This is a genomic window from Marivirga harenae (assembly GCF_030534335.1).
GTDB classification, from domain to species: domain Bacteria; phylum Bacteroidota; class Bacteroidia; order Cytophagales; family Cyclobacteriaceae; genus Marivirga; species Marivirga harenae.
The window spans coordinates 1602211-1625229 of sequence record NZ_CP130565.1; the positions used below are offsets into that span (position 1 = coordinate 1602211).

A 23019-nucleotide genomic window follows, 5' to 3' on the forward strand; every position below is an offset into this window, starting at 1 on the left:
CCTTACCATTTTAGAATTCTGGATTGTGATACAATACCTCCCGTTTGATTAGTTACTCTCAATTGATAAAGACCCTGAGGATACTTTCTTAAATCTAATCTACCTTTTTCTTCTCCATCTCGCAACGAGAAAGTAGAATGATTCATTAGTTCGCCTTTTATATTATAGAGTCTGGTATGAAATTCATTTCCTTCACCTTTTAAGCTGATATTGATGAAGTCTGTAACTGGGTTAGGGAATGCTCTAACCTCAATATCTTCTTCATTAGCTATAAGGTTCTCCTGCTTAGTAATTTCACTAATCAGTTCCTCATCCTGTTGATCACCTAGATTATTAATTATCATAATACCATCTAAGTCATATCCATCAGCATTTCCACCTTGGAAATCATCAGGATTACTTATATCAGTGATTCTGATGTATTTAGCGGTGGTTAAACCTCCATTCGCTAAATCTACTTCTCCATCTCTGCAAATTTCTTCTGCAATTGTTACCCAATTTTCACCGTCCAGTGATGCTTCTACCTTAGCTTTTTCAGGATACTGGCCACAAGATCGATCTGAATCTCTGAATGAAGTTTCCACAATTAGCAAATCATTGCCTTCATGATCCATAACTTCACAACCTAATTCGATCGTTATAGATCCGCCAAATCCTAAAGTCACAAAGTTATAATTGTCATTTTCTTGTGGTTGACCAAGTGCTTTTTCAGGATTTGATCTACTATGAGGTAATGTACGTCCATTTTTTCTGTTGCCAGGTTGAAAATCTGTAACGGATTCACCGTAGCAAAAATCTGGTTGATTATCTATCACTTCAAATTCAACTGTTAATGCTGTTCCAACTTTTCCAGTACCATTGTTTCCCGTATAAGGAGTGGCAGTTATTGTATTAATTCCCATTGGAAATGCCACAGGATAAAAAGAACTTCCACTATTAAAATCCCCGCCTAATGCATATGGGGCAATATTCTCAGTTTGAAAACCTTCCTCACCATTGAAGTCAAAGACCACGCTGCCCACATTTTCCATGCTAGCTGGATTAGCTAAAACGCTAAATTCATTGTTTGCATAATTATCCAAATTGATGATTTCACCGGTGAATAGTTCTCCAATTTCTTCACTCAATTCAGCATTAATTAAGGTGAAGCTGCTAATCTCAGGAAGCGTTAAGACTTTTAATGAAACCGGTACAGTTAATTCTGGCGAAATTGGATCATTACTACTAGCTATTATATCCCCAAGGTATGTCTCGCCAGCATCAAGCCCTTCTGAAAAGAAAGTAATTGGAATATCCGCACTCTCTCCGGCTGCAAGTACTCCTTGTATTGGCGGAGTAAATGTAATGGCCAAATTATCTGTAAGGTATGTGTTGTTAAAGATAACCTGAAGACCTGACTGGCCTTGTGGTCCTTCCAAACCTACCGTAGAAGAAGTGGCCAAGGAAGAAGCGACATTTTCATATTGCATTTTGATTTGTCCATTTGGATATAGAATTACTTGAAAACTAACAGGATCAGGTATTGGCAAGAATGGTGGAAAACCAAAACCAGGTACACTATCATATTGAACTATAAAGTAATCTTCAGTAGCCTCATAATATACACCACCTCCATTTTGAGGTTCCAAATCAGACCACATAGGAGCGATAAATAAATTTGGATTTGCTTCATCAGGAATTTGTGCATTTACAAAATTACTTCCTACTACAGCATCGAAAGTTAAGAATCCATTTGCTCCAATTGTAACTTCATTTTCATTGCTGCCGAAGAAATTGAATTCAAATGGTAAGGCAATTGTAGTATTCCCGTCAGCACCAACACTTGCTAATTGACCTGATTCACTTATATCAACATAATCATAAGCTGGTCCGCCACTGTTATTATCTATCCAAGTATAACCAAAAGTTCCTGGTCCACCACTTGCATCTAAGAATTCAGGACCTACTCTCGTATCCTCTGTTTCTTTGCTTAGGATCTTTTCAAAGTTTAGCTTTTCATATTGCTTTACTTCACTGTTTGCAGCTTGTGCTTTTCCAAAGAAAGGAACGGACAAAGAGTAAAAAAGATCGGCAGCGCCTGCATTGGCAATAGTTACATTCTCTGTAGCGGAATCTCCTTCATAAACTACTACCGAAAGAGAATCTGGTGACAGATTTATGACAGGTGGATCTATCCCAACTCCTGATAAGTAAATGCTAGCTGATTCGTTTCCAAAAACATCATTACTTTCCACTATAATCTCATCAGTAATACTTCCAACACTTGAAGGAGCAAAAGTAACGTTTACAATTCTTGACTGATTTGGTTGCAAGCTAATTGGTCCAGATTCATCCAGTTGGAAATCACTATTGTTATTTGAAATGGATGATATTAGCAATTCTTTTGAACCTTCATTACTTATTAGAAGTGATGCCTCTGAGCTTAAACCAACGAATATAGGTTCAAAATTCAAAGAGTCTGAATCAAAACTGATTTCCGGGAAACCTACAACTGTCAAGTCAAATAAAGCGATAGTTCCCGAATCTGAAGGCGCATTGGTTGATGCAATTAGTTGATCGAAATATCGTCCGTCATTCAAATCAGTGGCATCCAAAGTGACTGTGATATCTTTAGAACCACCTGCTGGTACAACCCCACTTAAGTCGTCAACAGCTGTAATGAATGGAGTGAGGGACATCGTAGGCTTTATAAACCTGACTGCTAATTCATCTTTTATATAAGAGGTATTAAATGCAACCTGAGCTCCATCTGAACCATCTGCGTTTTCAATTCCGACAGTGGTTGTATTTAGAAATGAAGCACTTTCTACATCTTCGTAATATATATCTATATTCCCGTCTTCATGGAGCACTATTTGGAAAGTGACTGATTCATTAGCTGTACCAAAATATTCAGTTGCTTCTGTCCATTGAACGATTAGCTTATCTCCAAAATCCTGATAATGCACTGATCCATTGAATTCCTGTGGCTCTATGTCATTCCAGAAACCGGCAATCATGTTATTGACATTGTCATCGGTTGGTATTTGTGAATTAGTATAGGTATTAAAGCCAGCCGGTGCCTCAAATGCTATAAAACCATTTGCATTAACAAAAGCACTAGAATAACTTTCACCATAAAATTCAAAAGAAAAAGATAAAGGGACTTGGGCGGTACCATCTCCCCCAACATTGGTGGTGATTTCAGTACCAGTAGCCGTAATATCAGTGAAGTTATAAACAGGGCCGTTTGCTTCATCTGAATCTATCCAACTGTATCCGAAATCATTGTCTGTACCTACATTGAAAAGCACCTCATGACCTACCCTTGTATCTTCTATTCCTTTTTCTTCATTGAGACCTGCATTGTCAAAAGTTAGCAGTTCTGAATTATTAAAAGCAACTTCAGGGTTTGCTAAAAGGGAACTTAAAGCTAGATCAGGAAAAGAGTATATCAGTGGAGCATTACCATCATTTCTAAGACTAATGGTTTTTTCGATGATAGTACCTGCATCCACGGATTCAATAACTTCTTCAGGATCGAATTGGCCGAATGGAGGCTCAGCTCCGATTCCATTCACCACGACTTCAATCGGATCTTGCATTCCTGCAGTTTCAATGCTAACTATTCCATTGATACTACCAAGTTGACTAGGTGCAAAATTTACAGTAACAACCTGTTCTCCACCTGGACTAATATTTACACTTGCAGGTGAAACTGAGAAATCAGCATTATCGGAAGAGATAGAGCTCACATTTAACTCCGCCAATCCGCCATTTGTAATGGAAAAAGTCCTCTCTCTATTTTGACCAATAAAGACATCATTAAATAATAAGTATTCGTCCGAAACCTCAATTATTGCAGTTTGACCAGAAACCTGTAAACTAGTTGCTACTTCAACAGAAGGATTTATCGGATCATTACTCGAGATAAGTATGTCTGTTTCGTGTAAGCCATTTGCCAAGGTAGTTGCATCAAAAGTTGCTGATACTCCCAGAGATTCTCCCGGTGCTATTGTGCCTGACGCTGGAGATAAACTGATGTAATTATCAGAACCAGATCCGCTTAAAGCTCTTACCAAAAATACAAATCCTGATGGGTTGAAAGTTGCCCCACCATCACCACTAAAGAAGTAGGTATCTGGTCTTTGTGCAATATTATCGTCTACTCCCTGAGGGAAAGCGATTCCATCAGGGTATTTATGAACCACCCAAAAAGACTCACCAGCTTCGAAAGAAAGTGATTCATTTAGTTCTTCAAGTGCAAAAACACCTTCTTCACTAGATTGATCAAAAGTCTGGCTAGTCAATAGTTCACCTGCGTTAGGAGTGTCTCCGCCAAGATAGACTTCTAGAATTACGACTGGATCACTAACAGCTTCAGTCCTAAAGGCATTGCGAATCGCGGTTAAATTGAATGAAGATTCAACATCAAATTTAATAGCACTAGTGTAAGCGCCCTGCTGAATCCCAGCAAAGTCATCAGGGAAATTGATTCCTGAATCATAAGCTATAGAATCTGAAAATGTATTATTGTTAAGTGCATTAATTTCACTAGATCCAGAGGAAATTGTACTCAAAACTTTAGCTTTGATACCTGCTGATTTTTCCTCCGATCCGGCTGTGTTTCCTACGCCATAGAGGCTCATATCCAAATCAGCTATCTTAATGGAGCTGGTATTTGCAGCAGGAGTGAAGGTTGTTCCACTTAATGCAGTACTAAACTCTAAAGTGCTTTCTCCACTGTTTGAAATAGTAAAGATTTCTGTGGCTGTTGCTGGATCATCAACGGCAACATCAATTGCAGCAGTGATTTGATCAGGATTTACAGAAATAACTGCTGGCTGTACTACGGACAAACTAACTGGCACTTCAACAACAGCATTTTCAGTGTCATTGCTGTTGATTGTGATTGTTGCAGTGTAATCGCCCGGTAATAAGGATCTGGCATCAAATCTTACTTCAGCAGTTAATGAAGAACCAAATGGTACAATTCCTTCAAGAGGAGTTACCGTAATAAAAGGACTGTTGGCATCACCATCAATAATTTCAAAGTTATCGATGTCGATTGAACTTCCTGTTGTTTCCATTGCACTGAGAACAACGACTTGCTCAATTTCTCCTGCAAATCCCTGACCGGAAAATACTATTTCATCATCGAAGTAAACAGAGAATGTAAAATCCTCTTTGTCTACAACAATTCTTAGATCAAAATATCCTTCCGGAATTTCTGCATCCACAGATACAAAATCTGGATTCACTAAAGCACTAATGGTTCCGTCCCCATTAAATCGAAGACGGGTAACTACAGATCCAGCGGCCGGTGATTGAGGAATGATTTCCCAGGTAACACCTTCTCCTTGAATATTTACTCTTGAAGAATACACCATGAACGCTTCGTCTCCTGGAACTACAGTAGGAGATATTGCCAATACAGATCCTGGCCTGTCAGCACCAAGACCATCAGAAATACCTCTAAAATGTAAATTTCCCTCAAACGGATTGCTCTCAGATATTACCCAATTATTTTCAAATTGACTTACCCATCCATTTTTTCCATTAACATCCCCTAAAGTGAAATCTTCAAAGTCGGTAGAGTACAAGCTTGTGATGATTTTGGTGTACTGATTGCTTTCAGTTTTTAAAAGAGCACTTTTACTACTCCCCTCTGTATAAGGATAAGAAGCAGAAATAAAACCATCTTTGTCAATGGCATTTTTGGTTTTCTTTACATTAGATGTGAATTGATCTAAAGAGTCACCATCAACTGAAATATTAAATGTTAAATCGGCATTTCCAGTATTAGTAATCAGTAACTCTTCAGATCTCACTTTAAACTGTTCTATTACTTCAGTGAAAGCGGTAGGGGAAAGCTCAATAATAGGTGATTCTGTCCCATCTAAAACTCTTATTTCGACAGGGATACTGATCAATGCCGAAGAATTGATCACATCAATAAGAATAGTATCACTATAAATACCAGCCTGTATATTGGTAGCATTAAATTTAATTTCAAATGATTCTTCTCCCGATGCTTGGATACTTAGAGAAGAAGGGTTAATAGAATTAATTAAAGGAATGGACTGAGCAGAACTTATAGAAATATCTAAAGCAGAGTCTGCCAGATTGGTTAAAGTGATGGTAGCAAAAAGGGAATCATTGACATTCAGTTCTTCCGTGATCGAATTAATATTAGACACAACAGGAGAAGCCTCAGCCTCATTTATTTGCCATCCCATATCTTTAAATAGGCCTCTTGTAATATCTCCTATGTCAAAGTTAGATTCAGCAGATCCTACTTGAGGTGTCATTAAAGAATTCAGATCTCCTGCAGGGAATGCAGCCTCATCCCAATGTGCAATACTGGAACCACCTTGAAAATTAGCAGGTGCGTAAAGTTCAGGTCGCTGTCCATTTAAAGCAGACACAGCAAAATTACCACCCATGAAAATATCTCCTCCTGTAAAAGCATCTCCTACTTCAGTGGAAGGGTCTGGAAAATCCAGCAGTAGATTACCATCTCCATCTTCGATGAATAGTCCGTAAACCGCTGGGTTTCCGTTGGACCGTAAAGACCCAACGCCTCCACTAAATGAACGAACCGTTGTGAATCCTAAACCATGTCCGGCTTCGTGCAAAGCGACAGTAACGAAATCATATTGACCCGCGGGCGTATTTCCATCTAATCCAAAATACCAAGGTATTCCGTTTCCTAAATTTACAATGAGATCGAAATCTTCATCTGGAAATAATACTTCTCCTGCTAAAGCATTGGCCAATGCAGCCGGATATAGTGTGTTTTGCTCGGGGGCACCTGGGAAGTTTAGAACATTGTAGGCAGGTCCTGCTGACGCTAAAACACCAGTGCCTAAATTAGCAAACTCTGCATATATTTTGATAGGCACTGACGACACAATTTGAGTAGCCCAGATGTCAAGTGCATATTCGAAAGCTGCCATTGCATCAGGATTAGCTTGTGCTCCTGGTCCAAAGGTAATTTCAAATTCAGCCGTGGCATTATTCTGTGCAATCCGTTGAAATTCTCCACTGGATTCCGGTATGTTGATTCTAGTAAACATATCCTGATCTTTTGCCGGACATATAATGGGTTCGGCAGGGCGCTTTTCAGCTCCTTGTGCTACTAAGGATTCGGCAGTCCAAAGCGACAGAAAAAGCAATAAAATGCTTGTAATAAATAGTCGATTTTTTACGGTAAATTTGTGACCGGTGCTGAAGATTTGGTGAATGTAGTGATTTTCTCTCATGGCTATTTGGGGTTAGTTTTAAATAGTTGATCGATGAAATTAGGTTTAATGACCTGAAAATCAAAACAAAACGATTAAAATAAACTGTTTATCGAAAAAATAAACTTAATATTTAGTCCTTATGAAATTTGATTTTTCCACTACAAATATCCTCTGATGTCTGATATCAGTATGTAATATATAATGATATATAGAAAAATTATGTATGAAATATTTTTATATTAAATGGTCGGATTTGTCTTGAGTTGCTATTAATAATTGATGATTGGAAAATCTATTTTAGATTAATTTGACCTCTAGTTTATGGAAGGAAGTTTTGGTTGTCATATTGAATTGTATGTCTATTTTTTAGCAGCTTTTTTCATTAGTGGTATAAAAAGAGATCTCCAAAATTTCACATGATCACTTTCCCACCTAAATTGTATGTCATTTTTCTGTAGTCGCTTTGATTTTGTTTTCAGGATCAATTATGGCGGATGGATGGGAATTATCTTATATGAAAGAACTAGGCTAAGGCTTTGCTAATGTATTATATAAAAAACGTAGTACATCTAACTCCTCATTTTTGGAGGTATTACTGAATTTGGAATCAGCAATTTTGAATTATAGGGGAAAGTAGAGAGTCTAATACCAAGTATTTCAAAAATGGCTTTTTGAGGCATCTTTAGAGTTGTTTTTCCAAAGGCTTATTTTTCTCAAAATACCTACAAATATGTGTGATTTTGCATTCTTCACATTTAGGCCTTCTCGCTACACAAACATATCTACCATGCAAAATCAACCAATGATGGGCTACATGCACGTATTCAGAGGGAATGTGTTTGATTAAAGTTTTTTCAACTTCCAGAGGTGTTTTCGCATTTTGATTGACCAAGCCCAGTCTTTTGGAAACACGAAAAACATGGGTGTCCACAGCCATGGCAGGCTGATTGTAGATAACGGAAGCAATCACGTTGGCTGTTTTTCTGCCTACGCCTGGCATTTTTTGCAAATCATCTATGGATTCCGGCACTACAGAATCAAAATCCTCTACTAATATTTTAGCCATGCCCAGTAAATGCTTGGTTTTATTATTCATGAAGGAGATGCTTTTGATGTAGGGTAATACCTCATCAAAATGAGAATTGGCTAAATGCTCTGGCGTGGGAAAGGCTTCAAAAAGGGCTGGCGTGACAATATTCACTCTTTTATCTGTGCATTGGGCGGATAAAATAACAGCCACAAGCAGCTGGTACGGATTTTCATAATGTAATTCCGTCTCTGCTTGTGGCTGATTTTTAGAAAAATAATCTAAAAAAGCTTCGTAGCGTTCTTTTCTTGTCATTTGCTATTCCTTTACAGGATGCAAATTAACAGCTTTTGAGTATTCTAAAATACTGTTGATGGTTTTTTCTGAAGGGTTCATCAATCCCCCGTCCATTTGCTTTCTCAGCCAAAGGAGTTCATGGTATTGTTCTAAAAGTTCCATGTCCTCACTTAAGGCCAGTTCGATTTGCCGATTTTCGTCCGGCTCTGTTTCTGAATAAACATATCGGATTAAATCGTCATGAGTAAAAATTTTGGTCATAGGCTATATTATATTGTTGCATCTTTTTCCTCAAATTAATGAGGGCATAGCGCATTCGACCTAATGCAGTATTGATGCTCACTCCGGTTTGATCCGAAATTTCCTTAAAGCTCATGTCCATATAATGGCGCATGATCAGCACTTGCTTTTGTGCTTCAGGTAATTCCGCTATCAATTTGCGAAGCGATTTATGTACATCTTTCTTCATTTGAATGTCCTCAAAATTGCCTTCAGCAAATTCGAGGGTTTCGAATACACTATTTCCATCATCCATAACGATGGTAGGGTATCTTTTATTTTTCCGGAACCTATCAATTGCTAAATTATGTGCAATTCTCAAAATCCAGGGCAAAAATTTACCTTCCTCGTTATAACGACCAGATTTCAAAGTTCGTATAGCCTTAATGAAAACTTCTTGCATTAGATCCTCAGCTACATAATGATCTTTAACAATCATGTAGATAGTAGTGAAAATTCTTGACTTGTGGCGGTTTACTAATTCTTCAAACGCTACTTCATTACCATTGATATACTGACCGACCAATTGGCTGTCGTCCAGCATTGTTTTTTGATTATTCATCTTAAAACACCTTGTTTAGTTTGGTAAAAGTTTATTCTATAGCGTCAAAATTTAGAGGTAAAACATTCTTTTATAGCTTCGAAAGTATTCAAATGATTTTAAATCACAAAAATATTTTTCGATTTATTTTATAGTGACAGGAGAAATGTAAAAAAGGTTGGAATTAGTAAAATAAACTTTTTTCTTCCTCGTTTAATTGCATTTTTTTTTACCTGATTTTAAAAAGTAATTTTTTCAAAATATCATTTTTTTAAAGTATTTAAAAGAAATGTATATTGAGTCAGTTTCCTTAAGCTTTTTTAATAAATCTTTATTTTATCTTAAAAAATAGTAGATTTATACAGTTTTGTTAGTATATTTATCGAATATTATGGTAAATCACGGAGAGATAACACAGTTACTGGTTCAAGTAAATCAAGGGGATATCAATGCCTATAATAAGATATTTCCTGTTATTTACAGCGAACTACGTCATATTGCCCACAGGATTCGATTTCAGTATTTCGGGATAGAGACTTTGAATACCACTGCGATAGTGCACGAAGCTTACCTGAAAATAATAAATTCAGAAGCCAGCTGGAATAGTCGGGCGCATTTCTATGGCGTGGCCGGAAAGGCAATGAGACATATTTTGCTAAATGCAGCTCGAAGAAAGAATGCTATTAAACGTGGACGGGATGCACAACACATTTGCTTTGAAGAGTGGGAAGAAAAGATTAACTTATCAGATGATTGTTCAGATGAATTGTTGAAATTGGATGAAGTATTGAATGAACTCGAAAAGAAAGACAGCAAGCATGTGAAAATAGTGGAGTGTAGGTTTTTTGCCAATATGACTATTGAAGAAACAGCAACAGTACTTGACGTATCACCATCCACTGTTAAAAGAAATTGGCAGGTAATAAAAGCCTGGATATATAGTCAGATCCAAGCTAAGAAAACGGCTTAACTTGAAATGGGATATTCTTGGAGTGAATTGGAAGATATCTTCCAAAATGCATTGAAAATGCCTGCTTCAGAGCGGGAAATTTATGTAAAAAATCATGCTAATGATAATCAGCGATTGGAGCAAACCGTCCTGATGATGCTAAGAGATGCAGAAAATGCAGATCAATATTTTGATAAACTTCAGAAAGGTATAGCTGACGGCTTAGAGGAGAAACAGGAAGATATTTATCAAGCTGGTGATAAAATTGATAAATATAAGATTATCGAACCCATAGGCCGAGGTGGTATGGGACAGGTTTTTTTAGCCGAAAGAAATGACCGTCAATTTGAACAAAAAGTTGCTATTAAATGCTTCTCTGCTGATGAGGTCAAAGATAATTTCTTCGAGAATTTCCGAAATGAACAGCAATTTTTAGCCAATCTTAATCATGCTGCTATTGCTCACATTTTAGATGGCGGGGTTACTGATGAAGGCATCCATTATATCATTATGGAATATGTCGATGGCTTACCTGTTAATGAATACCTAAAATCATCTTCTTTAAACACAGGTGAAAGACTTCAACTTTTTATTAAAATATGTGATGCTATTAATTATGCTCATAATAGGCTGATTCTACATTTAGATATAAAACCATCAAATATTTTAATTAATGAAGAAGGACATGTTAAGCTATTAGACTTTGGGATTGCCCAAAAGATTGGCAATAGACTGCAAAAACAGGTGCAAAAAGCTACACCCTTTTATGCGGCTCCTGAGCAGCTTAAATTGGGAGACATCACGATAGCAACTGATATCTTTCAGTTAGGAATTTTATTACATATTATTATTTCCGCTGAAAATCCGTTAAAGCCTAGTGAAGATAATCCTTATGATCGCAAGGTCAAACTATCACAATCCATTGATCAGGAATTGCTAGCTATCATTAATGTTTGTTTAAGTGAGTCCTCCGAATGTCGATATGTTTCAGTCTCTGCTTTAATAGAGGATGTCAAGAATTACCTGAATAAGTTTCCGGTTAAGGTTTATTCTAAGAAATGGTCTTATCGGGCCAAAAAGTTTACTGACAGAAATAAGATTAAAATTACACTTTCTGCCTTATTAGTTATATCGTTGCTATCGGGGCTTATTATTTCTTCTTATCAGTCTAAGATAGCACAAGAAAACGAACAAAAAGCGCTTAAAACAAGCGAATTTCTATTGGATATTTTTAGAAATGCTGACCCCGTTCAAACAGAGGGAGGGTTGACTGTAAAAGATATTTTAGATAATAGTAGCAAGAGTGTTGAGTTGAAGTTTGACGACAAAGAATTTAAGCTTGATCTCTATGATAGGTTAATAAATATTTATACCAATGTTTACCTATGGAACGATTCTAAGAAACTTGCGGAAAAAGTTTTAAGAGATTACAAAGATATCAATACAAAAAGTAAATTGAATATTATGAGTACCCTTGCCGGCAATTATCGTGAATTGTCGGAGTATCAAAAGGCAGATTCAGTTTTTGGATTGTTACTGTCGAAAATTCAGGACCCAAAAGAAAATTTACCATTAGATTTTAAAATAGAAAATATCTTAGCCCTTGCAAAGTCGCAGCAAATTCAAGGTAAATATGATTCTGCTCTGCATTTTATCCATCAAGCAAATAGTTTGATAAATGACGATATGTTTGATAAGGATAAAGCTGATATATTCAATCATTATGCATCTGTCTATAAAGATTTATCGAAATTAGATACAGCGGCCTTTTATCAAAAAAATGCAATCCGTATTTTAGAGGCGCACCATACACCTGAGCACCAAACTGCACTTGCTGTTTACTACAATAATCAGGGAAATTTATTTAAAGATATGTCTCTGTATGATTCAGCAATTGCTTCCTTTGAACATTCCCTAAGTCTCAAAAGAAAAATAGCTTCGAAAGCAAATCTTGACATAGCAATTACCTATAGTAATTTAGGAGGGGTACATTACAAGAAGAAGAATTATGACAGCGCCTCTTCTTACCTGAACAGAGCAATAGAAATCTTTAGTACTCAGTTAGAACCGAGTAATAATTTTATAATATCCACACGATATAGTTTAGCGAATATATATTATAATCAAAGGAACTTTCAAAAGGCGTTATTTGAATACCAGGAAGTACTAGCAGCAGATACTGCAAATTTCGGCTTGGATCATCCCTATATCGCGGATGATTATATTTCCTTATCAAATTGTTATATAGGTTTGAAGCAGATGGATAAGGCATTTGGGTTGCTCAAAAAAGCGGAAGGTATTATTGAGGCTAAATTTGATAAGAGTCATCAGAAGACTTCTTATTTATACAATAAATTCGGGCAGTTTTATGAGGAGCAGAAAAATTACGCTATGGCTCAAATGTATTTTCAGGAATCGTATACTTTAGTCGAACAGTATTTGGGAGAGGATCATCGCTATACTAAGCTGTACAAAAAAGATGTCGAGCGAATTACTAAGCTAATGATTGGTAAAATTGAAAATCTTTAAATTAAGTCTACATGTTTTAAGTGTGTTTTTAAAACTTTTGTTCTACAAAGACATTTACTTGTAATAATAAATTTGATTCAAGTATGAAAGCAGTTATTGTTGGTGCTGGAATAGGTGGGTTAGCCACCTCAATTCGGTTAGCAAAAAAGGGGTATGAGGTAGAAGTCTTTGAGCAGAACAACTATCTTGGCGGAAAGCTATCAGTCTTTGAACAAGAGGGGTTTCGATTTGATGCTGGTCCTTCTTTGTTTACCTTACCAGAGTTAGTTGATGATTTGGTTGCGTTACAAAGCGAGGAAAGCACTATTAAGTTTCCCTACAAAAAACTAGATGAATCTTGCAGGTATTTTTGGGAAGACGGGAAGCGACTTACTGCCTATACAAGTCCTAAGAAATTTGCATTAGAAGTTGAGCAAGTCTTAGGGGTACCCGTAAAAGTAGTAACAGATTATATCAAAAATGCTGAGTTTAAATATGAAAAATCAGCCAAGATATTCTTAGAAAAATCTTTACATAAGCGCTCAACATTTCTCTCGAAAGAGATCCTGCCGGCATTACTAAGCATATATAAGTTTGGCTTGTTTGAGAGTATGAATCAAGTGAATGAATCCAAATTAAAGCATCCGAAATTGGTTCAGTTATTCAATAGATTTGCAACCTATAATGGCTCAAGTCCTTATCAGGCGCCTGGTATTTTGACTTCTATTGCTAATTTGGAATTAAATAGAGGTACTTTTTATCCTGAAAATGGAATGTATCAGATAACGCATACACTTGCTCAGGTGGCGGAAAGCTTAGGCGTAAAAATCCATTTTAATGCGGGTGTTGAGAAAATTCTTGTTGAAAATAAAGTAGCCAAAGGAATTGTAGTCAATGGAAAGATAAGTTCTGCAGACTTGGTGGTGAGTAATATGGACATTTACCCTACCTACAAAAAGCTGCTAAGTGATCAAAAACAACCTGAAAATATCCTGAATCAGGAAAGAAGTAGTTCTGCTTTAATTTTTTATTGGGGTATTGAAAAGGAATTTGGAGAGCTTGGTCTGCACAATATTTTCTTTAGTGATGATTATCATCAGGAATTCCACAATATTTTCAAGACGAAGACGATAGCTCCCGACCCTACTATTTATGTCAACATAACTTCCAAACATACTCCTTCTGATGCCCCAGACGGAATGGAGAATTGGTTTGTCATGGTGAACGTACCTTCCAACAGTGGACAAGATTGGGATCAATTGATCCCTGAGATCAAGAAGTCAGTCTTGAAAAAACTCAAAAGAATGCTAGGCATTGATATAGCTCAGTACATTAAAACGGAAAGTATTCTTGAGCCGCGAACAATAGAAAGTAAAACCTCTTCTTATCAAGGAGCCTTATATGGAAGCAGTTCTAATAATCGATATTCTGCCTTTTTGCGACATCCTAATTTTCATCCCAAAATAAAAGGACTATATTTTTCTGGTGGAAGTGTACATCCGGGTGGAGGAATTCCATTATGTTTGCTGTCAGCTAAGATAATTGATGATTTAAGTCCTTCAGTTTGATGAAAAAAGCAGTTTTAAGTGTGGTAGCAAATTTGAAATCCAAACCGATAGTTGGGATTATTATAATTTCTGCCTTCTATTTTTTTGGGGTAATCGGAATTCTGTCTGCTAACAGAGAGTGGTTTGTTGAGAAAACGGCCTTTAACTTATCCTTGTCTTTTGTAGTACTTATCATGTATCAGAATCACTACAAGTTTTCTTTAATTTGGGCTTTTGTATTTTGTTATGTGGTTGGCTTCTTAGCAGAATACCTAGGAGTTAACTTTGGATTGATATTCGGTGATTACTATTACCCTAAAACCTTGGGGCCACAATTAGGTGGTGTGCCCGTGATAATCGGTATCAATTGGTTTCTCATAACTTTTTGCGTAGCATCATTAATATTTCCCCTTAAAACTAATGTATTCTTAAAAATATTATTAGCCACTATTACAACAGTCATAATTGACGTTCTAATTGAACCTGTAGCTATGGAATTGAATTTTTGGAATTGGGAAAATAATGAGGTGCCGTTACAGAATTACGTAGGATGGGCGATAGTTTCGTTCTTAATTTTCAGTTTTTATTTCCTCATTAAGATTCCACTAAGGAATAAAATGTCTATCGTCTTATTATTTTGGCAGGTGGTCTTTTTTGTGGTTTTAAATCTGTTTTTAGTAAAAAATTATTGGGCATAAAAAAACCAGCTTCAGGGCTGGCTTTATTTGTTGATTCAAGCAGAATTTTGAACATAATGTTTCTCTTCTCTCAATTCGAAATATTCCTCAAACAGAGATTTTGAGATTAATTTACTTTCTGTTCCTGAGCCCCATTTAGCATTTAATTCAAATAAGCCGTTGTACGCTCTCCCTTCATAATTCTCACCCACTTTAAAACCTCTCAAACCGGTTTTTTGGTCAGGTAATTTATTACAAACAAAATTTATTCTATACCTATCCATGTCTAAAAGTTTTTGTAAAACTATGTACTAAAGACCAAGATGCGTGCCAAAAGGTTGGGATTTGTAAAAAAAATATCGACCAAATGCCGAATTTTTAGGATGAGTGGCCTAACTACAAATATAGGATACTTAAATTTCAATGAACTACTGGGAATTGATTTCATTAAGTAGTCAAAATCGTTAAGTATTTTAAAATATGCCCAAAATGTAGGAAATAACATATATTTCAATCTTGTATAGCTTGATATTTATTTACCTTTGCACGCATGAATTTTAAAGGCCTTTTGCTTAAGTTTCTCATTTGGCGCGTAAAGCATGTCAGCACCACCAACTTTGTAATCATTACAAGTGGTGTGATTGGGATTATAGCTGGATTAGCAGCTGTAACACTTAAGGAAAGTGTGCATATTCTTCAAAATTTCTTGACCCGGGATTTTCAACAGGAATTTGGAAATTATTTGTACTTAAGTTACCCGCTTGTGGGGATTGTTTTGACGCTCCTTTTATCAAAGTATATTCTTAAAGAAAAGCTAGGGCATGGAATAACTGATATTCTTTATTCGATTTCCAAGAAGTCAAGTATTGTAAAGCGGACCAAAACATTTTCAAGAATGCTGACAAGTACTTTGACTGTAGGATTTGGGGGATCTGTGGGCTTAGAGGCACCTATTGTAGTGACAGGATCTGCTATTGGGTCTAATATTGGTAGATTAGTTCATTTGAATTATAAGCAGCGAACACTTTTGATTGGCTGTGGCTCCGCGGGTGCAATATCAGCTATATTTAATTCGCCTATTGCCGGTGTCATCTTTAGCATTGAAGTAATTTTGGCAGAGGTGACAATTAGTTCATTCATCCCGCTTTTAATTGCTTCCGTTTGTGGAGCCTTGGTTTCTTTAACTTTATTAGGTGATGATGTTTTATTCTCATTCAATCTGACTGATGAATTTATTGCGGCTGACACCCCCTTTTATATTTTTTTAGGGATTTTTACGGGGATGGTAGCCCTCTATTTTACAAAAGTTGTTGGTAAAGTGGAAGGCTTGATTAAGAATGTAAAAGGTGATTTAAATAGGGCGATTTTGGGTGGTGTTGCTTTAGGTTTTTTGATTTTTATACTTCCACCCTTATATGGTGAGGGGTATGATACTATAACTAAGCTATTGGATGGTAATGCTCAAAGCATTCTGAACAATAGCTTATTTTTTGATGAGGTGGAATCATTCTTTCTATTGGTTTTATTTGCGGCAGGAATTATATTAGTAAAGCCTGTAGCCACAGCTCTGACCATTGGTTCAGGTGGAAGTGGAGGGATATTTGCCCCTTCTTTGTTCTTAGGGGGGGTAACTGGATTTTTATTTGCTTATTTGATTAATAAACTAGGAATTACAGACCCAATCAGTTTGAGCAATTTTACTCTAGTTGGAATGAGTGGAGTAATGAGTGGAGTTTTGCATGCCCCACTAACAGCTATTTTCCTGATTGCAGAAATTACTAGTGGTTATACCTTATTTGTTCCGTTAATGATTGTTTCCGCAATCTCATACAGTACAATCTCGTATTTTGAAAAATATTCGATGTACACCAAACCATTAGTAGAAAAGGGAGATTTGATTTATCATGATAAGGATAGACAGGTTTTAAGTTTGATAGATTTGAAAAAAGTCATTGAAACAGATCTCTTAACTATAGACCCAGATGCCACCCTGGGAGAATTGGTAGATTTAGTAAGGTTCTCTAAAAGAAATATTTTTCCTGTGGTTAATAAGGATCGGGAATTAATGGGGATTGTTACTTTGGATGATATTCGTGAGATTATGTTTGATGAGGAATCTCGAAAAAATATTATTGTTAATACCCTAATGCACAGCCCACCTACCTTTGTTACCGGAAAGGAAAGTATGCGTTCTGTAATGATGAAGTTTGAAAAAACAGGTGCTTGGAACTTACCTGTACTGGAAGATGGCCAGTATGAAGGATTCGTTTCTAAATCTAGAATTTTCAATGCCTACCGTAAAAAGTTGATTAGACAACAGATAGAATAGTTTGCGAAAATAAAATATTACATCTATTAATAGGATAGTTGTTGAACCCTGTTTATTTCGGTAAGTTGTTGACTTTCTGGTGCTTGTCCACAATTTCCAGATTATTAATTTTATTGTAATGACCATAAAGCCAGGCAGTTATAGATTTAATGTGGATAAATGTGGATAACTTGTCTAATTTGTGGATAAAAAAACAAAAGATAATTTGAATCTTATTTTTGTTAAAAATTAGATGAATTTTAGGCTCTTAATGTAAGGTTTAATATAAATTAATATTGTTATAACATTTCTAATTTACATTAAACAAAAACTAACTGATCAGAAATACTTAAGTTAATATTACCTCATTTTTTACTGTATGAATTAAATGTTTACTTTAAGTTAACTAAATTTAAATTCGAATGTGTGGAAGTTTAGTTTGATTTAAGTAGTAAAGTCAAATTCAGTAGTCAGGGCGAATATTGGAAAAGTACAATTTACTGATTTTTGATATAATCGATGGCTTCTTCAATTAACCTATCTGTACCATTATTGAAATCAGTGGAATCCAACGCAATGGCAATGTCTGGCTGAACACCAAATTCAATGTTGTTTCCATTTGCATCAATTGTTTTAGTTGAAGAAAACCTGTATCTCCAGCCATTCGGAAGTTCATTATTGATGGGGAGTCCTCCGCCTCCGCCAGTTCGATCTCCCATCAAGGTTACATTGGGTAAAAAGCTCATCATACTAGCGAAAAAATTTGCAGAACTATAACTACTTCTATTGATCAATACCACAATGGGTTTATTGAATTTATAGTCTTCATCTCCATCAAATTCTAAAAATTTTTCTTCCGCCTTGGTGAAATCGTCATGTCCAGGCCCATTTTTATAAAACCAATCTGCAATTTTAATGCGCTCATTTGCAAATCTATTAGCAATAGTAAATGCATTACTAATACTACCACCACCATTATTTCTGATATCAATGATTAGACCTGCTACAGGCCCCTCTAAACTGTTGATTTGGAAACTGCCTTCTCTTTCGTTGATTAGGAATTTGAGTACTAAATAATCCATCAGTGAGGTACTAACATTGCTGGAAAAACTTTCATAGTACATATATCCTACCGAATCAATAATAGTATTGTGAATTGGTCCTGAAATCTGATAATCTTTACTAGGCACTAGGTAGTTTCTTTCAATAACATCAAAATTGAAATTGGTCGGATATTCTAAATACCAATCCCAGTTGCGTGAAACATCAATTCCTGCAGAAATATTTACATGACCATCTTCCAAAATAAACAGCATATCAGCCAAAATATTAAAGAGTTCAATACTGTTCCTGGCATTTATTGCTTTTGGTCTAAATACATCCTTTGCTGAATCCCAGTCAATATTTTTATCGGAAAAAAAGGAGTATTTTTCATCAACGGTTTGCCATAAGTGGTCAAATACTTTTGCATTTTCTGGTTCAGGATCTTCTTCCATAAAGAGCCTTTCACAAGAATAAAGACTAGCTGAGATTACGAGCAATATGGCGAAGAGACTTTGTTTCATATCTTAAAGAAAGTGCTGATTAGTATAGAATGTTCGCCTGTTCTAATCCGATTTTGTGAATTGTAGCTTTCGTAGCTCCAAAAATAATCTAGTCTTAATCCATTTCCATTTTTTAGCGGGTAATATAAATAATATTGAGCCGACCATTTAAAGTAACTACCCAAGCTGATGATTTCACCACCTTTCACATAGTCAAAAAACTCAACTTCCTCCTTATTGACGGAAGCTGGAAAGCGAGTTGAGGCAAATAGTGGACGAGTGGCATATGTAATCAATGGCGTGCTAGTGAATAATCCTAATTCTAAAGTTCTGCTCCAAAGATTGAATGGTCTTGCTATCATTACAGCAGGAGCCGCTGAAAATCTGGTTTCAATATGCTGACTATTGTTCGTAAAGCTTAGATGTTGCCTTAAGGCCCATTTAGCAGACAGATCAATTCCTGGTCTGATTTTTAGTTTTTTGTTTTCAAGATTAGGTGGTTTCCAATATTGCTGAAAATGGCCTTCAAGCCTGAATGTGTACATTTCTGCATTACTGATGCTACTTGAGGGATTATTGAAATCAAATTTTGCTCTGGATGTATTGATGATTCTTTCTTTTTCGTGAAAATGACCGAGAATAACTGCACCCCCAATACCCTTGTAAAGTAAGGGTGAAATACCTTCATCAATTACATTTACATAACTCCCCCCAATTCCTGTTATGAAGTGAGTTTGCTTTTTAAAACCAATGGCTTTTTGTCCTTGTCCCAAACTAGGAAAGCCAAGTGCAAAAACCGTTAGAAAAAATCCTACAATATATAGCTTATTCAAAGTCAACTATTACTTGGTTTCTTAATAAGTCATCCAAAGATTCTCTTTTTCTGATCAACTGATCCTTACCATCATATACCATTACTTCGGCAGGTCGATAGCGTGAATTATAGTTGGAAGCCATTGAAAATCCATATGCCCCTGCATTTTTGATGGCAATAATGTCTCCTTGCTTTACTTCTGAAAGCCTTCTGTCGGTTCCAAATGTATCAGTTTCACAAATATAACCCACTACCGTGTACACTCTCTGCGTATCGGATGGATTAGAAATATTTTCAATTTGGTGATAAGCATCGTACATCATTGGTCGCAATAAATGGTTCATGCCAGTGTCCAAGCCTACAAAAACTGTTGCTGGAGTTGTTTTGATTACATTTACTTTTGATAGAAAGTATCCTGCTTCTGAAACTAAGAATTTCCCAGGTTCAAACCATAGTTCTAAATCCTTTCCTCTTTTTTTGCAAAACTCTTTAAATCTCTTACTTACTTCTTTTCCTAGTTCTTCTATATCAGTGGTGATATCCCCATCTTTATATGCTACTTTAAAACCACTTCCAAAATCGATAAAGTCAATATTAGGGAAGTCTTCTGCAGCCTCAAAAATTAAGTCAGTACCTCTTAAAAACACCTCTGAATCAAGAATATCGGATCCAGTATGAATATGTAAACCTATAACATTGATATTATAATTCTCAATTACTCTTAGCAAATGGCGCATTTGTAGAATAGAGATGCCGAACTTAGAATCAATATGTCCAGTAGAGATTTTTGAATTTCCACCAGCCATGATGTGTGGGTTTAATCTGATACAAACAGGCACACTGTTGTGGTAACGATGACCAAATTGCTCTAATATCGCGATATTATCGATGTTGATCATCAAACCGAGATCAACTGCTTCTACTATTTCATCAATGGAAACACAGTTTGGCGTATAAAGTATATCCTTAGGCTCAAACCCTGCTTTCAAACCCAGATAAGCTTCTTGAATGGAAACAACATCAAGTCCTGTTCCATGTTTTTTCATCCACTTCAAAACAGAAACGTTGCTCAAAGCCTTAGTGGCATATTTCAATTTCAAATTAATACCAGCAAAGGCATCGTTTAATCTTTTAATTTGAGACGCTATTTTATCTGCATCATAAACATATAATGGTGTGCCGTATTTTTTGGCGAGTGATGTTAAAACTGTATTCTCCACTGAGTATTCTTAATTAAATTGTTGATTTTCACTAATTCTTATCAAATGCTGATTTTTTCGTAAAATTGTTCCAAATCTTCGGGTTTACCAAATACAAAAATTGTATCTCCTTTTCTTGGAGTAGTTTCAGGTCCAATTTGGGTGGTTAAGTTCCCATCTCTTTTCAAACCTATCACTGTAACACCAAATTTATGACGAATGTTAGTTTCCGCAATCGGTTTGTCTGTAATTTCACTATGATCTTTTTCAATTTCATAGCAAGCTGTTGTTAAATTAGGAAATTCTTCAGTTAATTTTTGCATCGGTGACCTTTTTAGAACTCCTCTAAGCATTTCATAATTGTCTGCCCGTACATTTCTCACAAATTCTTTGATTTTCTTCTGCGGAATAAAGTATTGATTTAATACTCTTGTAAAAATCTCCACAGAAGTTTCGAATTCTTCCGGAATGACTTCATCTGCTCCTAATCGCAGATTTTCTTCTGTTTCAGTTATAAATCTGGTTCTCACAATAATATGGATAGTATTACTAATGGACCGTATTTGGGTGACAATCCGCTTAGTAGCTAGCGGGTCGGAAATAGCGATTACCACTACTTTGGCTTTGTATACTCCCAAACCTTTTAGTACCTCTGGTTGAATTGCATCACCATAATGGATAGGTTCACCCAGCGCTTTATATTTTTTGATGGTATCGGGATTCATTTCACATATAACATATGGAATGCCCGCACTTTTAGCGGCCTTAGCTACATTTTGTCCATTAAGTCCAAAGCCTATAATCACAATATGCTTATCCAGTTGTTCTTCTGGTATTTCATTGATTTCCTCGGGAGTGTCAGGAAAGGAAAAAAACATTCTCTGTGTTTTATTCCCTATTTTCGAAGCGAGCTTACTAGAAGCCAATTTATCAGCGAGCTTCGGGGAAATACTCATCATAAATGGAGTAATGCCCATCGTAAACAATGATACAGATAGAAAGTATTGGTAGGTAAGGTCTGAAATCACGGCATAAGTGATACCAACTGTTGATAGAATAAAAGCAAATTCACCTACTTGAAATATTGAAAAACCTATCCGATAGGAAGTCCTGCCCGGGTATCCTAGAAATGCTCCTGCTAAGGTGGCAATTAATGATTTTCCAATAACAGTAGCTACCATTAATCCCACAATAATAATGAAGTGGTCTGCCACGAAGAAAATATCCAAAAGCATCCCAATTGAGACAAAGAAAAATGAAGTAAACAACTCATGGAATGGTAAAATATTGCTTGCTGCTTGGTGGCTATATTCAGATTCAGAAACAATCAATCCCGCCAAGAATGCACCCAAAGCAAGTGAAAGACCTAGTGCTGCACTTAACCAAGCTATTGAAAAACATATTAAGACAATCACCAGAATGAAAAGCTCTTTACTTCTCGTTTTTGCAATTTGGTAGAATAACCACGGGACAATGTAACGTGCACTAACGAGAACAAAGGCAATTAGTAGAGCAGCTTTTAGTACCATCATCAGTATTTCCATCCATATATTTTGAGATTCTCCTGCCAATAGCGGTGTAAATAGCATCATGGGTACAACTATGATGTCTTGAAAGATCAGAATGGCTAGGATAGTTTTTCCGTGAGGCGTAGTGGTTTCTCCTTTGTCCTGTATGATTTTCAATACAATGGCAGTACTACTTAAGGAAAACAAAAAGCCTAGGAAAATAGCTGCACTTAAATCAAAATTAGTATTTAATGCAATCAGCATAACTAGTAAAATAGTCCCGACTACTTGCACCGTACCCCCGATGAAAACAGCCCTTTTAATGGAAATTAAACTCTTTATAGAGAATTCAATACCAATGATGAAAAGTAAAAGGATTACTCCAATTTCGGCAAAGACTTTTACCCCTTCAGTTGCCTCTATTAACTGAAAACCGTACGGGCCAGCAATTATACCGGTTATCAAGAAACCGATAATAGGTGGGACCTTCAATTTTCTAAAAAGCAGAATTACAAAAATTGAAAGTCCTAAAATGATGACAATGTCACTTAAGATCGGGATATCTACGCTTGCGGCTAAAATCATTAGGTATTTT

Annotated in this window: 14 protein-coding genes; 5 read left to right on the forward strand and 9 right to left on the reverse strand. The window is 36.1% G+C overall.

Features of this window, described 5'->3' with window-relative positions; genetic code table 11:
- Window positions 1-2 precede the first annotated feature (2 nt).
- The 4 genes from Q3Y49_RS06810 to Q3Y49_RS06825 form a co-directional block, all read right to left on the reverse strand.
- Complete coding sequence (locus tag Q3Y49_RS06810) at window positions 3-7244, reverse strand: Ig-like domain-containing protein (RefSeq protein WP_303271543.1); 7242 nt, start codon at window positions 7242-7244, stop codon at window positions 3-5.
- Between the two features lie 664 nt (window positions 7245-7908).
- Window positions 7909-8568, reverse strand: a complete 660-nt coding sequence (gene nth, locus Q3Y49_RS06815; protein WP_303271544.1) for an endonuclease III — start codon at window positions 8566-8568, stop codon at window positions 7909-7911.
- Between the two features lie 3 nt (window positions 8569-8571).
- Window positions 8572-8811 carry an anti-sigma factor gene (locus tag Q3Y49_RS06820; protein ID WP_303271545.1) on the reverse strand — a complete coding sequence of 80 codons (240 nt, stop codon included), beginning with the start codon at window positions 8809-8811 and terminating at the stop codon, window positions 8572-8574.
- Complete coding sequence (locus Q3Y49_RS06825) at window positions 8789-9391, reverse strand: RNA polymerase sigma factor (protein ID WP_303271546.1); 603 nt, start codon at window positions 9389-9391, stop codon at window positions 8789-8791. The genes Q3Y49_RS06820 and Q3Y49_RS06825 overlap by 23 nt, the downstream gene beginning before the upstream one ends.
- Before the next feature lie 370 nt (window positions 9392-9761).
- Here Q3Y49_RS06825 and Q3Y49_RS06830 point away from each other — a divergent pair, with 370 nt between their 5' ends.
- The 4 genes from Q3Y49_RS06830 (at window position 9762) to Q3Y49_RS06845 (ending at window position 15072) form a co-directional block, all read left to right on the forward strand.
- Window positions 9762-10340, forward strand: coding sequence for an ECF-type sigma factor (locus tag Q3Y49_RS06830; RefSeq protein ID WP_303271547.1), 579 nt, complete (start codon window positions 9762-9764; stop codon window positions 10338-10340).
- Window positions 10341-10346: 6 nt separating this feature from the next.
- Complete coding sequence (locus Q3Y49_RS06835; protein WP_303271548.1) at window positions 10347-12848, forward strand: protein kinase domain-containing protein; 2502 nt, start codon at window positions 10347-10349, stop codon at window positions 12846-12848.
- Window positions 12849-12931: 83 nt separating this feature from the next.
- Complete coding sequence (gene crtD / locus Q3Y49_RS06840) at window positions 12932-14395, forward strand: 1-hydroxycarotenoid 3,4-desaturase CrtD (RefSeq protein WP_303271549.1); 1464 nt, start codon at window positions 12932-12934, stop codon at window positions 14393-14395.
- Window positions 14395-15072 (forward strand): carotenoid biosynthesis protein, encoded by a 678-nt coding sequence (locus tag Q3Y49_RS06845; protein WP_303271551.1) that lies wholly within the window; start codon window positions 14395-14397, stop codon window positions 15070-15072. The genes crtD and Q3Y49_RS06845 overlap by 1 nt, the downstream gene beginning before the upstream one ends.
- A gap of 35 nt (window positions 15073-15107) precedes the next feature.
- Here the strand turns inward: Q3Y49_RS06845 and Q3Y49_RS06850 are convergent, their stop codons facing one another.
- Window positions 15108-15335: a hypothetical protein gene (locus Q3Y49_RS06850; protein ID WP_303271552.1), complete on the reverse strand. Its 228-nt coding sequence runs from the start codon at window positions 15333-15335 to the stop codon at window positions 15108-15110.
- A 266-nt stretch (window positions 15336-15601) separates the two neighbouring features.
- Between Q3Y49_RS06850 and Q3Y49_RS06855 the strand changes: the two genes are divergently transcribed.
- A complete protein-coding gene (locus Q3Y49_RS06855) occupies window positions 15602-17380 on the forward strand; it encodes a chloride channel protein (RefSeq protein ID WP_303271553.1) in 1779 nt (592 codons plus the stop codon).
- 476 nt (window positions 17381-17856) lie between these two features.
- Here the strand turns inward: Q3Y49_RS06855 and Q3Y49_RS06860 are convergent, their stop codons facing one another.
- Genes Q3Y49_RS06860 through Q3Y49_RS06875 form a run of 4 tightly spaced genes read right to left on the reverse strand, consistent with a single transcriptional unit; the run spans window position 17857 to window position 23009 of the window.
- The gene (locus tag Q3Y49_RS06860) at window positions 17857-18924 is read right to left on the reverse strand and encodes a S41 family peptidase (protein ID WP_303271554.1); all 1068 of its coding nucleotides are present in this window, start codon (window positions 18922-18924) and stop codon (window positions 17857-17859) included.
- Window positions 18921-19736: a hypothetical protein gene (locus tag Q3Y49_RS06865; RefSeq protein ID WP_303271555.1), complete on the reverse strand. Its 816-nt coding sequence runs from the start codon at window positions 19734-19736 to the stop codon at window positions 18921-18923. The genes Q3Y49_RS06860 and Q3Y49_RS06865 overlap by 4 nt, the downstream gene beginning before the upstream one ends.
- Complete coding sequence (gene lysA / locus Q3Y49_RS06870) at window positions 19729-20937, reverse strand: diaminopimelate decarboxylase (RefSeq protein WP_303271556.1); 1209 nt, start codon at window positions 20935-20937, stop codon at window positions 19729-19731. Before lysA ends, Q3Y49_RS06865 begins: the two co-directional genes overlap by 8 nt.
- A gap of 41 nt (window positions 20938-20978) precedes the next feature.
- Window positions 20979-23009, reverse strand: coding sequence for a monovalent cation:proton antiporter family protein (locus Q3Y49_RS06875; protein ID WP_303271557.1), 2031 nt, complete (start codon window positions 23007-23009; stop codon window positions 20979-20981).
- Between the last annotated feature and the right edge of the window lie 10 nt (window positions 23010-23019).

Coding starts and splice junctions, on each gene's coding strand:
- Q3Y49_RS06810 (WP_303271543.1), bottom strand. CDS start 7,244: ATGAGAGAAAATCACTACATTCACCAAATCTTCAGCACCGGTCACAAA.
- nth (WP_303271544.1), bottom strand. CDS start 8,568: ATGACAAGAAAAGAACGCTACGAAGCTTTTTTAGATTATTTTTCTAAA.
- Q3Y49_RS06820 (WP_303271545.1), bottom strand. CDS start 8,811: ATGACCAAAATTTTTACTCATGACGATTTAATCCGATATGTTTATTCA.
- Q3Y49_RS06825 (WP_303271546.1), bottom strand. CDS start 9,391: ATGAATAATCAAAAAACAATGCTGGACGACAGCCAATTGGTCGGTCAG.
- Q3Y49_RS06830 (WP_303271547.1), top strand. CDS start 9,762: ATGGTAAATCACGGAGAGATAACACAGTTACTGGTTCAAGTAAATCAA.
- Q3Y49_RS06835 (WP_303271548.1), top strand. CDS start 10,347: ATGGGATATTCTTGGAGTGAATTGGAAGATATCTTCCAAAATGCATTG.
- crtD (WP_303271549.1), top strand. CDS start 12,932: ATGAAAGCAGTTATTGTTGGTGCTGGAATAGGTGGGTTAGCCACCTCA.
- Q3Y49_RS06845 (WP_303271551.1), top strand. CDS start 14,395: ATGAAAAAAGCAGTTTTAAGTGTGGTAGCAAATTTGAAATCCAAACCG.
- Q3Y49_RS06850 (WP_303271552.1), bottom strand. CDS start 15,335: ATGGATAGGTATAGAATAAATTTTGTTTGTAATAAATTACCTGACCAA.
- Q3Y49_RS06855 (WP_303271553.1), top strand. CDS start 15,602: ATGAATTTTAAAGGCCTTTTGCTTAAGTTTCTCATTTGGCGCGTAAAG.
- Q3Y49_RS06860 (WP_303271554.1), bottom strand. CDS start 18,924: ATGAAACAAAGTCTCTTCGCCATATTGCTCGTAATCTCAGCTAGTCTT.
- Q3Y49_RS06875 (WP_303271557.1), bottom strand. CDS start 23,009: ATGATTTTAGCCGCAAGCGTAGATATCCCGATCTTAAGTGACATTGTC.